Raw genomic sequence first — 15103 nt, 5'->3', positions numbered from 1 at the left:
GGAGTTTTGGGGGTGACTCAATTAGTGAGGACGATCTAGGAGCTTACTTGCAAATCTTCGTTTCCAAAGACTTGTTCCACACTGGCCTCTAACTGTTTGCATAGTTTTAACGCTAAATGTACGGAGGGGGAATAATTTCCTCGTTCGATATTGGCGATGGTTTGCCTAGAGACCCCCACCGCCTGAGCTAAGTCAGCCTGTGAGATTTCGCGCCACCGCCTTAGTTGGCGTAGCTTATTTGGCATCGTGTCAACTTCCATATGTATAATGTAAAAGAAAGTTTACATAGTGTCAAGTTGTTTTGGCTAGTTTTCGGGTAGCGTGTAGCTGGAGCCGTCCGTGCTTCGTTGGATGACTCCACTTTCGACGGCATCTCGCCGGCATAGGGCTGGGTCGGTGACGAACATTTTTAGCCCTGTGTTTAGCTCGCTTTCGCTCAGACTAGGTTTGTTTAAACGACGAAATACTTCTAGGCAATAGAAGTTGCTAAGGGGCACTCGCACTTCAGTTTTTACGGGCAGGTCGGTGGGGTGTGTTGTGCCCCCAGTTGGGGTGGTGATGTGCCTGCTTTTATTGTGGCAGGTGGTTTTTGGCGTTTTCGAGCCAGTCTTGGGGGATGCGGGTGAAGTAGAGTCCTTGGGTTTCTCGCTCCCAGAGCAGGCCGAGGTTGCCGTCGGGTAGGACGCACAGGCACTGGTAAACGTAGTGTTGGGGGTTGAAGGTGCGTGAGGCGATCCAGGTGCGGCCCCCGTCCTCGGATAGGCGTAGGACTCCGCGACCTCGGTAGGGTAGGAGTTGGGAGGCGTTGGCGAAAATGAGGCGCCACGGGTGCGCCTCAGTGGGGGCGTTGATGGCGTTGGGTTGGCAGAATACTTCAGGTATTTCGGGCACAAAGTAGGGGTTTTCCCAGCTTTCACCGCCGTCGGTGGAGGTGGCGGCAAGGACTTTCCCAGCCGGGTGCTGGTTGCGCATCAGCAGTAGTAGTTCCCCGTTTTCGCGTTCGACGACGGTGCATTCGTAGGCTCCGGCGCGCGGGTCGGCGGCGGTGCGGGCACACAGGGTTTCCCCCTCGAAGTTTCGTCCGTCGTTCATGCTGGCCCCAAGCTGCCAGGTTTGCCCGTGATCATCGGAGTAGACAACGGCGGCACTGAACACGTCCCGGTGCTCGATGGAGTTTAAGTAGACGGGGGCAACTAGCCGGCCCGCGAACTTTCCGCCCCGGATTTGGATCCCGTTGCCGGGTGCGGCCCCGAGGAATGGCATCCACTCTTGTTTTACCAGGTGGTTGAGGTGTTGCGGGGTGGACCAGGTGGCTCCGTCATCGTCCGAAAACACTACTTGCAGGTAGCAGGTGCGGGCAGTGTGCAGGGTTTCATGCGGGTCCTCTCCCAGCGCCAAGTACACGTTCCCGCCCGGGCGCGAGGCCGGTTGCGCCTCGGGTTGGTTTGAGTCCCTGCCAGCCCCAGCGTTTTCGGGTTTGAGGTTCTGGCCCGCGCGCGGGTCTGTTTCGGTGACGGTAACATTACCGTCCACGTCCACATGATAGTTGGTGGGCTGGCCGTCGCCGGTGGTGACAGTGCCGTCAGGATGCCACACGTATTGTTGGCCGGCACGGTCGAATAGGAGCGGCTTCCCGTCCTCGGTAAGTCCGAGGCCGGGGTCGGCATTGGGTTGGCCGATCGCCCCGGGAAAGTGGTCTAATAGTGCGAAAATGCGGCCGGTTTGCCGGTCTTGCAGCAGGCAGGAGTCGGTGGCGGAAGCCCCAGTGGCGCCCTCGCCTGGCCACGTGACAATGGTTTGCATGGGCTGCCAGGTGCGGCCCGAGTCCAGTGAGCGGCGTAGCACGAAGTTGACTTTGTTGGGGGCGTCGTTGGGGATGGTTTCGCGTTGGTCGGCGCCGGCGAGCACTACCCCGTTTTGGGTGGTCAGCAGGGAGGGGATGCGGTACGAGACGCATTGGTGGTACCCGTAGTCGAAGAGGCATTGGGTGTCGAGGGGCTCGTGCCCGGACAGGCCTTTGATTTGCCACTCGTTCAGTGGGGTGGGGTGGATTGCCGCGTTGCGTACTTCCCCGAAGAGTCGTTGCCCGCGGGTGTCTTGCCCGATGGTGAGCAGGCCGAGGCCGCCCGGTAGGTCCGCGAAGAAGGCTCTGCCAGGCAGGTGCGCTTCAAGGTAGCCGTCGATGAACAGGTCGATGGCTCCGCGCGCGACTCGCACCACTACGTCATGCCAGTTGCCTTCGCCCCACCAACCGTCGGCGGTGAATTCGCGCCACTGGCCCGCTTCGGTCAGCACTTCGAAGATGATGCCGTGGGGCAAAATTTTAAGCCGCAGGTTTTCTGGGCCGAGGTCGCCCTCGGCAGTTTGGGCGGCGCCAGCCATGATGGTGCCGTACTGGCCGGGCCCACGCACTCGAAAACGGGTGAAGATGGTACCTTCGGACAGTTTTGCCACCTGTCTGGTGTCGTAGTCGGAAAGTCGATTCGCGGCGAACTCGATCAGTGGGGTGGGCTCGAGGGCACGCGCCCGGATCGCCTGGGGGGACAATGCTTCGGGAAGTACCTCAAACTCTGTGGTTTCAAGGCCCTCGCGATCGGCTAAGGTAAACAGGATGTCTGTCCCGTTCGCGAAAGCCTGAACTGTGCTTACAGTATGCGCAGTAGACCCAGGCTTGGAGTTATCTGTTAATTGTTCCGAGTGGGTCTTTGGGGTTAACCCGGCAGGGGATAGGTCGGCGGTGGCGCTAAAACACTGGTAGCCATCCAAGAAAATCTTGCTACCCGACTCGGCGCTCGAGGTGACCATCAGTGAATGCCAGGCTCCGTCGCACACATTCGCGGTATCTTCCATATCGAGTCGTACTGGGGCTAGGGCAGTTTGTCCCAACAAGTAGAGGGTTTTGCCGCTAATGCTTAGTATCCAGCCGGGTGTGGCCTCGTTTGGTCGTGGGGATCGGCTGCTCGGCTGGGCGGTGACGGGCTGGTCGATCTCGGTTTCTAACTGGGCGGTGACGGGCTTGTTTTCCGTGTCCTCTGACTGGGCAGTGACGGGTTCGGTTCCCTTATCTATAGGGCAGGCGGTGAGTAGTTCGCCCTCGGTGGTAGCCCGGAAATTAAAACAAACACTGACTTCGCTGGCAGTATTAGGCAGTTTCATTAGTAGTTCCTTTACCCCAAATGGGAACAGTTAGTTACTTTCCAAGATTCGCACACCGGTTTGGCCGAAGCAAATTTCAATAACCCCAATCTGTCCCTGACAGAGCTGTACAGAATTTTATACTTGCATCAGATCCAAATTTTCCATTTTTGCTGATCCGAAACAGCCCCTCTCGTTGATCGAGAACTGTCACATTCGACAGTGGTTCTAGCGGGGTAAATAGTCGGTGAAATTCTTACTTAGAGTCGCAAAAAACAGTACTAAAGGCCTTGAAATTTAAGGAAAATCTCAGCTGAGAATAATTTCCGTAAAGCAAAATCTAATATGGCTTTATTTGATATAAAAAATCAGTTACAGTAGTTATCGACTTTATATGCGGTGGTTCGCATATAAAGTTAGGAACCGGTATGACGTGCGGGTCATACCAGCTCCTAATTTCCTGATTCCCTTTAAGGGATGTTCGGCGCCCCGAGTTTTTACAGTCCCACTCGGGGCGCTAAGCATATTCACTTAAAAATCGTTAGTCCTTTAACCTTAGCATCTTTGGCCTCTAATTTTTACCTAAAAAATGTTGTAAATCTCTATCTTGTCAAAAACGTGTCGAAATTTTGCGAAAATTTCGACACGTTTTTGCGATATGTCGAAAGTTGCGACATATTTCGACATATTATCTGTATTGCCTCGCCCCGAGTGACTGCTTGGCGTATGGCCTGTGCGTTCTCGGTGGGTTAGAGGTCGAGACGGCTGTAGTAGCGGCTGGTTGCGGCTAGGGAGGCGGCGTAGCAGAGCCCGGCTACGATGAAGGCCAAAATCAGTAGTAGATTTTGATGGTCAAGCAAGGCGTTGACTAGTTGGGTGATGGCCGAGGGCGAGTGCCAATTGTAGTTTCATTCCAATACCGCGGCTTAACTCGCTAACTGTGGCGGTCGGGGAAAGCTGCCACATTTCAAAGTATTGGTCTATAAGGGCCTAGTCCCAGTTTGTATAAAAGTTGGCAACCTGGCCGCTTAACTGGCCTAAACGTAGATTGTCGGGATAATGCGGGGTGTCAAAAACAACGCCCACCTGGTTGTGATCCAGTTTGGTAACTTCCCTCGAATCTGGGTGGGCCAACCCTAAAGCTAAACGCAGTGTGGTGGTTTTACCCGCCCCGTTAGCGCCCACAAACCCAGTAATGTAACCGCGCGGAACTTGCAAAGAAAGATTTAAACAAACATTGTCGTACCGTTTAGTGACTCGGTTGAACTCTAAAACATTCTCTTGGTTCATGATTCCTCCAAACTCAACCGTTGTAACAATTCCTGGACATCGGTCAAAGGCAACGCAGCACTGCGTGCCTGGCTTAGAGCCGCCCCCAAAATGCCCCTCGATCCTAGAAAGGGCTTCCTGCTTTAGCGTTTCAGGGCTTGTGGGAAGGATAAAACTACCTTTTCCCTGCATGTTGGCAATCAAACCAGCACTCGCCAAATCGTTGTAAGCGCGCGTAGTAGTAATGACGCTAACCCCCAAATCTCTAGCTAAAGCCCGAATTGAAGGCAGTGGATCACCCGCAGCTAAATCGCCAGAGAGGATTTGCTCTTTAATCTGCTCACGAATCTGGGCGTAAATTGGTTGCCCAGAAGTAGCCGACAAAACAATCGAAATAGGCATCATCACCCCCTAAACAACTAAGTGTATATATGCGGTATATACAGTTGTGTTTTGGACGGCTAATCGGTGGTTGTTTTGGTTTACTCTTTTTGTAGAAATATCCCTATATGCGGGGCAGATTTGTTGGTTTTTTTATGATTGTCTTTCTTGTTATCGCTTTGCTAAAAAGAGAGGATACTTAAACTTATTACTTAAAGTTTTGCTCAAAGGAGTGTCAAAATGAATAACTTTAAATATCGGTTCCTAAATTCATTTTGGACCCTCGGCCTTTGTGGCCTCATGTTGGCTTTCCCGATCACCTGGTTTGCACAGTCGCTCTTGAAAGATAACTATTTTTGGTTCCTTGCAGTGACGGTTGTGCTAGTAAATCAGGCAATCTTGATGTTGCTGCAAAAACAATCTGGTGAGTTCACGGCCGCAGACCTGAAAAAACTAGCCTTTGCAGTTTTTCTAACTGGGGTTGATAGTGCCTTATGGGCTAACTGGTCATTCTCTGATGGCTTCCTAGAAGGTAGTGGCACCTTAAAAATGGGGCTTTTCTTCTTGATCGCCGCAACCTACTGCTGGCTAATTTTCAAAGCATTTTTGCCAATCTACCTGCAGCTATTCAAACTAAGCGTCCCCGGCAAGGAAGAATCAATGCTGCAAGGACTGGTGGGGAATGAAGTCGACGCCGCCCCAGTATTGCCTGAAAACGACGACGTACCTACGTCCTAAAAGTGGAGGATGGCATCGTCGGCGCCCCTACACCCTGAAATCGAAACGACACTACGGCCTTGTCTCAATAGTGCAGCGAGAGCAACAATCCCAGTAAGGCGAATCGTTTTGAAACGCGAAAAACGGGTGGGACCTAAATAAAAGGTCCCACCCGTTAATCAATGCCATTTACAGCCAGTCAAACAACCTAAGCGGTAAGCCGGATAGTTTTTGGAGGGTTCGCCAGTTTAAAACCGTGTGAGTTAAAAACTAGGCTAGCCAAAACTGGCTTTGGTTTCGTGGCTAACGCGTTAGTTGCGGTTAGCTCACTTACCCTGGGAAGCAACAGCCTTGATGGCAGCTTCAGCAGCTGCTGGGTCAAGGTAGCGGCCACCCTTGGTGACTGGCTTGAGGTCTTCGTCGAGTTCGTAAACCAACGGAATACCGGTAGGAATGTTCAAGCCGGCAATGTCTTCGTCCGAAATGCCATCCAAGTGCTTCACGATCGCACGCAAGGAGTTACCGTGAGCAGCAATCATGATGGTCTTGCCGGTCTTAATGTCAGGAACAATCACGTCGTTCCAGTAAGGGAGCAAGCGTTCGAGCACGTCCTTCAAGCATTCGGTAGCAGGAATTGGTTCGCCAGCGTAACGTGGGTCGCCATCCTGGGAGAATTCGGAACCGAGTTCAATGGCCGGCGGTGGTACGTCGTAGGAACGACGCCATTCCATGAACTTTTCCTCGCCGTATTCGTCGCGGATTTCCTTCTTGTTCTTGCCCTGCAAAGCGCCGTAGTGACGTTCGTTTAGACGCCAGTTGCGCTCCACTGGAATCCAGTGACGATCAGCAGCATCCAAAGCCAAGTTGGCGGTCATGATGGCGCGACGCAACATGGAGGTGTAAAGCTTTTCTGGTAGTACGCCAGCTTCCTTTAGCAAAGCGCCGCCGCGAGCAGCTTCAGCCTTGCCCTTTTCCGACAAAGGCACATCCACCCAACCGGTGAACAGGTTCTTAGCGTTCCATTCGCTCTCGCCGTGACGGAGCAGCACCAAGGTGTAGGTCATTTCAACCCTTTCTATAACGGTGTCAAATACGCGCCCATTGTAACCCCGATAACACCTGTGTGCTAATAGCTAAGGCAAAATTTTTCTACTAGCCGAGGACGCCCTCGGCTAGCAAACCCCACAGGCAAAGTTCGGTAGGTCAAAGTACCCAGCCAAGCAAAATGCCCCCCGCTCAAAACAGAGCAGGGGACATGAATGCGGATTGATTATTTAGAGGAAAGCTCTAGAAAACTCAGTTGTGGGAACCGTGGAGGGCTCGTTCACCACGAATAATGAAGACGACACGGTTAGCAGCCTTCAAAGTGTGGTCACCCAAGCGCTCCCAGAAACGGCTCATCAAAGTAGCGTTCACGATCTGGGAACGATCCAAATCATTTGCCGGATCCTGTACCTGGCGGCGAACCTGCAAGTGGTAGTCGTCAATCAAATCGTCGCCAGCAATAATCTTGTCGGCCAACTCCAAATCATGATCGGTGATTAGTTCAACCAACAAAGCGGTGGAGGAGGCGCAAACATCAGCCATCTGGTTCAAAGTGGTCTGGATTGGCTCTGGTGCTGCTGGCTGTGGGTAAGAGTTGCGAGCCATCGAAGCCACGTGGCGGGCAAAATCGCCGATGCGTTCCAAAGTATCCGAAAGCTTCAAAGCACCAATGATTAGGCGCAAATCGGAAGCAACTGGACCCTGCAGAGCCAACATGGACAAGCAGTTAGCCTCAATCTCATCAGCCAACTCATCGATGCGATCATCCGCGTCAATGGTCTGTTCGGCAAGCACCAAGTCGTTATCACGCAAGCAAACCCGAGCCCGGTCAGTGGCCCGAGCAACCTGACGAGCCATTCGCTCCAAATCTTCACCCAAGTGCTCTAGGTCTTGCTTGTAAATCTCACGCATCGTGTCTCCTTATGAGGGGATTAGCCTCAAGTTGGTGGGTCATCGGTTCCACGCCCCGCCCTCGGCAAGTGAACAGCAGCTAAGTTAAACCCTAGCGAAACTCTAAAAGTAGCGCGCGTAAAACCCAACAATCCCAATTCAGTAACTGTTGGTGTAACTATCTCACCAGAGTAAGGCAAACACTGATACTCAAGCAGGTTAACATCAGGTAAACAAGCATTGCCCTGATAGTTACGGAGAAGCCGAAGAAACTAGAAACAAGGTAATCTTTTATCCGTGGAACAAACCGTGATTTTGCTTGTTATCGTCGGCCTGCTCGGCCTGCTGGTCGGAGCTGTCGGCGTGGGAGCTGCGTGGGCTTCAGAAAAAGCACACCAGCCCAAACCAAAACCTGAAAAACCAGAAGAACAAACCCTCTCGCCCGAGGTATTGTCAATGCTGGCCGCGGTTCCCTACGTTTCCATCGTGCTCGACCCACAAGATCGAGTAGTTCGTGCCGACGCCAACGGTTACGCCTACGGACTTGTCTCCGGGGAAGAACTCGTACACCCCGAATTAAAAGAAGCAGTCGCGAAACTGCGCCGAGACGGCAAAGTTACCGAACAAGAATACGAACTACACCGTTCCGCCCTAGCAGGCACCGAACATTTCCCCGCCATGGTCCGCCTCGCACCCCTGCGCCGCGGCTACGTTTTATTGCTGGCCGAGGACGTTTCGGGCCCGCAAAGACTAGAAGCAACCCGTCGAGACTTCACCGCCAATATCTCGCATGAACTAAAAACTCCCGTCGGAGCCATCTCCCTGCTGGCTGAAACCCTAGCCTCCCACCCGGACAATCCCGAAGCTGTTGCCCACTTCTCGGGCCAACTGCTCAAAGAATCCGCGCGACTAACCAACCTCATCTCCGACATTATTGACCTTTCCCGCCTGCAAGCCCCAGGGGTGCTAGAAGCCCCCAAGGTAGTAAATATTGACCAAGTAATCGGGCAGGCAGTAGAAGCCTCCGCCCTGACTGGCAAAGCCAATGGGATTGAAATCGTGGTGGGCCAACCCTCCAACGCGATGGTTCTCGGCGACTTTGATCTACTTACCACAGCAGTGCGCAACCTACTAGATAACGCCATCCGCTACTCCGAACCAAATACCAAAGTTTCGGTTGCCGCCACCCTCGAAGACGACCTCGTACGAATCAACGTGGTAGATCAGGGCATCGGCATCGCCCCCGAAGAACAAGAACGAATCTTCGAACGCTTCTACCGGGTCGACCCCGGGCGCTCCCGCGCGAAAGGCGGCACTGGCCTCGGCCTTTCCATCGTCAAACACGTGGCCGCGAAACACGGCGGCACCGTCAGCGTCTGGTCTCGACTAGGCCGCGGCGCCTCATTTACACTAGTGTTACCTGCAGCACCCCAAACGCTTACCGGGGAAGCAGGAACGGTTACCGAAGCCGGTGACCAGCACCCAGCCGTCGAGGACGAAGCCGCCTCCGCCCTCGGCCAGCACGAAACTGACGAGTAAGGAGCGAAGACGCCATGACGACCATCCTGGTAGTTGACGACGAAGAAACATTCCGGGACACGCTCAGCTTTTCCCTACGGCAAGACGGCTTCAAAGTATTTACCGCCTGCGATGGCAATAAGGCACTCGAAGTCTTCGCCCGCCAAAAAATCGACCTCGTCTTGCTTGACCTGATGATGCCAGGCATGTCCGGCACCGAAGTTTGCAAGCAACTACGGCAAGAATCCAATGTCCCCATCATTATGGTCACCGCCAAAGATGAAGTGGTCGACAAGGTGGTCGGACTCGAACTCGGAGCCGACGACTACCTGCCCAAGCCCTACTCATACCGAGAACTCCTCGCCCGTATTCGCGCGGTACTTCGGCGTGGCCAAAGCGCCGAAACTGCCGAGGACGACAGCATCATCCAGGTAGGTCAAATCCGTATGGATGTTGCGCGGCACCAAGTCACCTCAAACGGCGAAGAAATTACCCTTGCCCTGCGAGAATTTGAACTGCTCGAATACCTGCTGCGTCACCCCGGACGCGTCCTCACCCGCGCGCAACTCCTGGACCGCGTGTGGGGCAGTGTTTACCTTGGCGACAGTAAAACCCTAGACGTGCACATTAAGCGCCTACGCAACAAGCTTGAGGCCGACCCATCCAACCCCACGCTGATCACCACCGTGCGCGGCCTCGGCTATCGCCTCAACGCCTAAACTAAGCTTCTTCGCGTTTTGGCCGCCAGCTCACTGCCCTGGCGAAGTGGTCACAAGCGAACCTTAAAGCCTAAATAAAGTTTCCGTGAGTAAGTGTGCACTTAGTGGTAAAATAGGGATGTTCACCGTAGGTTCAATTGATAAGTCAGGGCATAAATATGGCATTTGAGGTTGGCGAGACTGTTGTTTATCCGCACCATGGTGCTGCCACTATTGAGGCAATTAAACAGCGCGTGGTTCGCGGCAAAGAAATGACTTACTTGACTTTGCGAGTTAACCAAGGTGACCTCACTATCCAAGTTCCTGCCGACAATGTCGAAATGGTTGGCGTGCGCGATGTGGTCGACGCCGACGGCCTAAAAGTTGTTGCTGATGTACTCCGCGCCGAAAATGTGGACGAACCATCGAACTGGTCGCGCCGCTACAAGGCAAACATCGAAAAGATTGCCACCGGTGACATTGTGAAAGTTTCCGAGGTCGTTCGTGACCTCACCCGTCGCGACCGTGACCGCGGCCTCTCCGCTGGCGAAAAGCGCATGCTCGCGAAAGCCCGCCACATCCTAGTTTCCGAACTTGCCCTCGCCCGCGATATTCCGCACGACCAGGCTGAAGTACGCCTCGACACCGTGTTGGCTGAAAGCCTAGGCGTGGACATTTCCACCTTCCGTGAACTAGACATGGTCGAAGGTGATGACGAAGAGTGACGATTGCCCCTCGTGGCAACTAGTACTCACCGCCGCCGGCAGTGGCACTCGCCTTGGTGCTGGCATCCCCAAAGCCCTCGTTGAAATCGCAGGAAAACCTCTACTTACCTGGGCCTTCGAACGGGTCGCCGGAGCCCCCGGCCTCGAAAAAATTGTGGTCACCGCCCCCGAAACAGACCTGCCAGCCTTTCAAGCCTGCCTCCCCGACAACTACCCACATCCATGCACCTTCGTTGCTGGGGGAGACACTCGCGCCGCCTCCGTCCAAGCTGGCCTCAAAGCGCTAAAAGCGCAATTGGCTGCGGACCATGCCGCCACTTCCAACGACCATGCCAACTTTGACAGTCGCGTCCTAGTGCACGATGCAGCCCGCACCTGGTGCCCGCCCGAAGTATTCGCCACCGTCGCCTCGAGCCTCACTGACCAGGTGCGCGCAGTCATCCCCGCCCTACCAGTTGTTGACACCATCAAAACCATTCGCATTGCCGAGGACGGAGAGTGGGTAGAAACAACGCCGGCACGCGACCTGCTACGGGCAGTGCAAACCCCGCAAGGCTTCTGGCTAAACCAAGTCCTAGCACTAGGGCAGAGCCCAGAGGCAACCAGCGCCAGCGTCACCGACGAAGCCAGTCTCTATGAAGCCCACGGGATCGGGGTCAAGCTAGTGGCCGGTTCTCCCTCGGCCCTGAAAATTACCAACCCAGAAGACTTGGAATGGCTCAGCCGCGAAATCGCAGGCAACCCCAACAAATAAGCCAAAAGCAACCGAAAAGGGCACGCAAAACCCAAAGCGGAAACGGAACTATCCACAAAAATGAGTGTTCCGCATGCCACAAAGTGAGATGACCGCTAAAGTTGGAAGCGTGAGTGCGAAAAATCAGACCCAGTCGCCTGTAAATCCCGCCGGAATCAACGCTAATGAAGCGAAAAAGCCCGCGGGAAAGTCCAAGATTTTCACCTGGCCCGTGGTGGCCTGGTCCCTATGGGATTTCGGTTCGGCCGCTTTCAACGCGGTGGTGACCACCTTCGTGTTCTCCACCTACCTAACGAGCGACCAAATGTTTACCGACTCGGACACCGCCCAAAAGCTACTTTCGCAGGGCTTGACCATCGCCGGTATCGTGATCGCCTTGTTGGCCCCCATCACCGGGCAGCGAGCCGACCGTCGCGGCAAAGGCACCTTCCTACTGGGGCTTAACACCTTCGCCGTGGTTGGCTGCATGGTGGCCATGTTCTGGGTGCACCCCGATTCCGCCCTCGGCCCCCTCGGAGCCCTGTGGCTCGGCATCATCCTGATGGGTCTGGGTAACATCTTCTTCGAGTTCGCCTCCGTTAACTACAATGCCATGCTCGGGCGCATTTCCAAGCCTGAAAATATGGGCACCATTTCGGGTATCGGCTGGGGCTCAGGCTACTTCGGGGGAATTTTGCTCCTTGGTCTATTGCTCGTCGGCTTCTTGGGGGACGGGGCCCACTGGTTCGGCGTCCCTAACGACAACCACCTGCCGATTCGCGCCTCCATTCTTTTCTCGGCCCTTTGGTTCGGGGCTTGTGCCCTGCCGGTCCTCTTCACCATCCGAGGACGCAAATACGAGTCCAGCGAAGCGGGAGCCGATGACGGTCACGAAACCATCATTGATTCCTACCGCTTCCTTGGGCGCACCATCAAATCTCTTTTCAAAGAAGCGCCACAAACTTTGCTTTTCCTGGCGGCCTCGGCTATCTTCCGTGACGGTCTAGCCGGCGTCTTCATGTACGGCGCCATCATCGGTCGTTCCGTCTTCGGTTTCGATCAAGGACAGATCATGATCTTCGCGATCCTTGCCAATGTGGTCGCCGGTATTGCCACTTGGGCATTCGGGTGGATTGAAGATCGGATCGGCCCCAAGAAGGTCATCATTATTTCACTCGTCTCGATGATTACCTGCGGTTTCATCGTCTTCTTCGCCCACAATGGTGGTCAAATCATCTTCTGGACCGTGGGGCTAGTCCTGACGGCCTTCGTCGGCCCCGCCCAGTCCGCTTCCCGAGCCTTCCTCGGCCGTATGATCCCCGAAGGGCGAGAAGGTGAAGTCTTCGGACTTTACGCTACTACCGGACGAGCTGTGTCCTTCCTAGCACCAGCCATGTATTTCGTGTCACTTCAAGTGGGTGAGGCTTTAACTGGGCTCGAAAAGGGATATGATTACTGGGGTATTCTTGGTATCGTTTTGATTTTGTTCCTGGGTCTGTTGATTTTGATTCCAGTGAAACCAGAACGAGCACATCTAAACCATTAATCAGTAATCCGTTTTTGGAAGGAACTAAATGATTAAGTCTTCACAGTGGCTTACCATTGGCGCGCTCGCGATCAGTGGTGCACTTCTAGCAGGTTGTTCTCCTGCTTCTAAATCAGAGCCGGCCCCAGCACCGCGAGTAAGCACTCCTGCTGCTACCGTTGCTCCCACTGTGGAACCGACCGTCCCAGCAACCCCAGCGGCGCCCTCGGCCAGCCCCACACCAACACCAAGTCCGGAACCTGCCAAGGAACCAACTAAGGAAGAAAAACCGCAGCCTACCCCAGAAACTGGGAAGAAGCCGGAAGATCCTAAGAAGGACGACAAGAAGCCTGCTGACAATAAAGACAACCAGGCCAAACCGGGCGACAAGGGTGACAAGAAGGGCGACCAAGACAAAGGTAAGGATGCCTCCAAACCACCAGCCGGGGAAAACAACGTACAGGTTAGCTCTGGTCTGAACTCCGACCAAGGTGGCCCGAACTGTGCCGAAGTTAAGTGCGTGGCCCTCACCTTCGATGATGGCCCTGGCGAATACACCGCTGCCACCCTTGACGCGCTGAAGAAAGCCGGCGTGAAAGCCACCTTCTTCGTCATGGGTAAGAACGTAATTGAACACCCTGACCTAGTAAAGCGTGAAGCCCAAGAAGGTAACGCGGTAGGTAACCACTCGTGGAACCACCCGCAGCTCACCCAAGTTTCCAACAAGGGGCTCGGCCACCAGATCCTCGATACCAACAATGAGATCAAAAAGATTCTCGGGGTTGGCACTCACCTGATGCGCCCACCATACGGCGCAGTCAACCACCGCGTCCGCAACTACCTGGCCGAAAACCAGCAGGCAGTCATCCTCTGGGATGTGGACACGCTCGATTGGAAACACAAGAATGTTGACAAGGCAATGGAATTCATTCGTCAAGAAGTGAAGCCAGGCGGCATCATCTTGATGCACGACATTCACCCAGTCGCCCCGAAGGTGGTGCCCATCGTAGTGGCTGAACTAAAGAAACAGGGCTACCACTTCGTGACCATCCCACAGCTATTCGCTGACAAGGGCCTCATCCCAGGTGCCAAGCACTTCGGACACGATCAAATCTTGAAGTAAACAAAACTAGAAAAGTTTGGGCCGACCTCATTGATTGAGGCCGGCCCAAACTTTTTATGTTGATGTGTCCCGGAAGGATGCTGCTGAGCGGGGCCTTAGTTGTCTTTGAGTGATGTTGCCGCTGAACAGGCTTCGATTTGGCCCCGATGGAAGGGCACCCATGAAATGTTGCTGCTCGTAGTCCGGAAGGGTATCCCCACGAAACGGCGTCTTACTTTGCTCCGAAGTAGCGGTTAAACATGCTAGGAGCGTCTGGGTTGGCAAACTCAAATCCAGCCTTTTCGAGCTGGTCTGGGAAAGTACGGGCCGAAGCCAACAACAATTCTTTGCCCATATCGCCAGCGAGTTTTACTGCCGGCGCGGGAGCTACCCACGGGGAGGGAACCTTGGCCCGCCACGACAAGAAATCATGCAGATCCTTATTACGAATGGGCACGGGCGAAGTCAGGTTAAACGGCCCGGTAAAGTTATCGTTTTCGAGGGCGAAAAGTAGGGCACTGGCCGCATCATCCAAACCAATGTAAGCCTGCCACTGGCGGCCATCACCTAGGCGAGCACCTAAACCGAAACGGTAGAGCTTTTCAAGCATGGCACCAATGCCGCCGCGGTCAGAAACTACTAACCCGGTGCGGTTTTGGGCAGTTCGGATGCCGGCGTCCTCGGCCACCTGCGCGCAAGCCTCCCACTCCTGGCACAAGTTAGCTAGGAACCCTTGACCAACCTGGTGCGAATCGAGGTCGGACAGGCGAGCCTCGCCCCGATCCCCATAAAAACCGATCGCACTCCCTGAAAGGAACACCTTTGGTCGGTCCACGGCTGGCAAATTTGCCATAGTTTGAGCCAAAGTCTCAGTCGAATCGAGGCGCGAAGCGCGCAATAGCTTGCGCCTAGACTTAGTCCACGGATTTGGGGCAATGGCCGCCCCGTTTAAACAAACCACCGCATCAGCACCCACTACTGCTGCCGGGTCCAGCTCGTGTTTCGCTGGATTCCAGTAGGCGAACTCATCACCATTTTCACGGTACTGCACGCCCGTAACTTGACCACTATCTGAGCGGTGCAAGGTGCGGATCTTCCAGCCATGCTCGCGAGCCTTTTCAATCAAGGCACTACCAACCAGTCCTACCCCGGCAACTAGCAAAGTCCGATCGCTTTGCTGTGGCGCAAAACCTGCAGGCTGGCTCGAAGAAGGAGCAGTTTTATTAGCTTTTCCGTGTTTTTCCGTGGTATTTTCAGTCATATATCCACTGTACCAGCCAGCTAGTAAGTCTCAGATTCTTGAGAAGCTAGTCACTATTCCCGTGTTTATGTTGTACGGCGTTAACACAATAAGTTACCTTAGTG

14 protein-coding genes are annotated in these 15103 nt (G+C 54.3%); 7 read left to right on the top strand and 7 right to left on the bottom strand.

Features of this window, described 5'->3' with window-relative positions:
* Positions 1 to 35: 35 nt before the first annotated feature.
* From BK816_RS08410 to BK816_RS09710, 4 genes are all read right to left on the bottom strand, one after another.
* Positions 36 to 260, bottom strand: a complete 225-nt coding sequence (locus BK816_RS08410) for a helix-turn-helix transcriptional regulator (RefSeq protein WP_071164759.1) — start codon at positions 258 to 260, stop codon at positions 36 to 38.
* Between the two features lie 45 nt (positions 261 to 305).
* Positions 306 to 497, bottom strand: coding sequence for a DUF2087 domain-containing protein (locus tag BK816_RS09850; RefSeq protein WP_083379187.1), 192 nt, complete (start codon positions 495 to 497; stop codon positions 306 to 308).
* A 73-nt stretch (positions 498 to 570) separates the two neighbouring features.
* Positions 571 to 3156, bottom strand: coding sequence for a sialidase family protein (locus BK816_RS08405; protein WP_071164758.1), 2586 nt, complete (start codon positions 3154 to 3156; stop codon positions 571 to 573).
* 969 nt (positions 3157 to 4125) lie between these two features.
* Positions 4126 to 4809 carry a GntR family transcriptional regulator gene (locus BK816_RS09710; RefSeq protein ID WP_236842327.1) on the bottom strand — a complete coding sequence of 228 codons (684 nt, stop codon included), beginning with the start codon at positions 4807 to 4809 and terminating at the stop codon, positions 4126 to 4128.
* Positions 4810 to 5025: 216 nt separating this feature from the next.
* Here BK816_RS09710 and BK816_RS08390 point away from each other — a divergent pair, with 216 nt between their 5' ends.
* Positions 5026 to 5523, top strand: a complete 498-nt coding sequence (locus BK816_RS08390; protein ID WP_071164756.1) for a hypothetical protein — start codon at positions 5026 to 5028, stop codon at positions 5521 to 5523.
* Positions 5524 to 5828: 305 nt separating this feature from the next.
* On the opposite strand, the gene BK816_RS08385 is transcribed toward BK816_RS08390, so the two are convergent.
* Both BK816_RS08385 and phoU read right to left on the bottom strand, forming a co-directional pair.
* A complete protein-coding gene (locus tag BK816_RS08385) occupies positions 5829 to 6566 on the bottom strand; it encodes a phosphoglyceromutase (RefSeq protein ID WP_071164755.1) in 738 nt (245 codons plus the stop codon).
* A 232-nt stretch (positions 6567 to 6798) separates the two neighbouring features.
* On the bottom strand, positions 6799 to 7458 hold the full coding sequence (phoU, locus tag BK816_RS08380; protein ID WP_071164754.1) for a phosphate signaling complex protein PhoU: 660 nt from the start codon (positions 7456 to 7458) through the stop codon (positions 6799 to 6801).
* 276 nt (positions 7459 to 7734) lie between these two features.
* Here phoU and BK816_RS08375 point away from each other — a divergent pair, with 276 nt between their 5' ends.
* From BK816_RS08375 to BK816_RS08350, 6 genes are all read left to right on the top strand, one after another.
* Positions 7735 to 8976, top strand: a complete 1242-nt coding sequence (locus BK816_RS08375; protein ID WP_071164753.1) for a sensor histidine kinase — start codon at positions 7735 to 7737, stop codon at positions 8974 to 8976.
* A gap of 14 nt (positions 8977 to 8990) precedes the next feature.
* The gene (locus BK816_RS08370; protein WP_071164752.1) at positions 8991 to 9674 is read left to right on the top strand and encodes a response regulator transcription factor; all 684 of its coding nucleotides are present in this window, start codon (positions 8991 to 8993) and stop codon (positions 9672 to 9674) included.
* Between the two features lie 158 nt (positions 9675 to 9832).
* Complete coding sequence (locus tag BK816_RS08365) at positions 9833 to 10378, top strand: CarD family transcriptional regulator (protein WP_071164751.1); 546 nt, start codon at positions 9833 to 9835, stop codon at positions 10376 to 10378.
* Positions 10365 to 11132 (top strand): 2-C-methyl-D-erythritol 4-phosphate cytidylyltransferase, encoded by a 768-nt coding sequence (ispD, locus tag BK816_RS08360; protein WP_071164750.1) that lies wholly within the window; start codon positions 10365 to 10367, stop codon positions 11130 to 11132. Before BK816_RS08365 ends, ispD begins: the two co-directional genes overlap by 14 nt.
* A 154-nt stretch (positions 11133 to 11286) precedes the next feature.
* Positions 11287 to 12657, top strand: coding sequence for an MFS transporter (locus BK816_RS08355; protein WP_071165029.1), 1371 nt, complete (start codon positions 11287 to 11289; stop codon positions 12655 to 12657).
* Positions 12658 to 12685: 28 nt separating this feature from the next.
* Entirely contained in the window at positions 12686 to 13759 is a 1074-nt protein-coding gene (locus tag BK816_RS08350; RefSeq protein ID WP_071164749.1) for a polysaccharide deacetylase family protein, read from the top strand.
* A 211-nt stretch (positions 13760 to 13970) separates the two neighbouring features.
* Here BK816_RS08350 and BK816_RS08345 read toward each other — a convergent pair whose 3' ends face one another.
* Positions 13971 to 14999: a TIGR01777 family oxidoreductase gene (locus BK816_RS08345; protein WP_083379186.1), complete on the bottom strand. Its 1029-nt coding sequence runs from the start codon at positions 14997 to 14999 to the stop codon at positions 13971 to 13973.
* Between the last annotated feature and the right edge of the window lie 104 nt (positions 15000 to 15103).

Source organism: Boudabousia tangfeifanii (assembly GCF_001856685.1).
GTDB lineage: Bacteria > Actinomycetota > Actinomycetes > Actinomycetales > Actinomycetaceae > Boudabousia > Boudabousia tangfeifanii.
The sequence above is the reverse complement of the archived record's forward strand: the minus strand, read 5'-3'. Positions and strand labels throughout refer to the sequence as shown.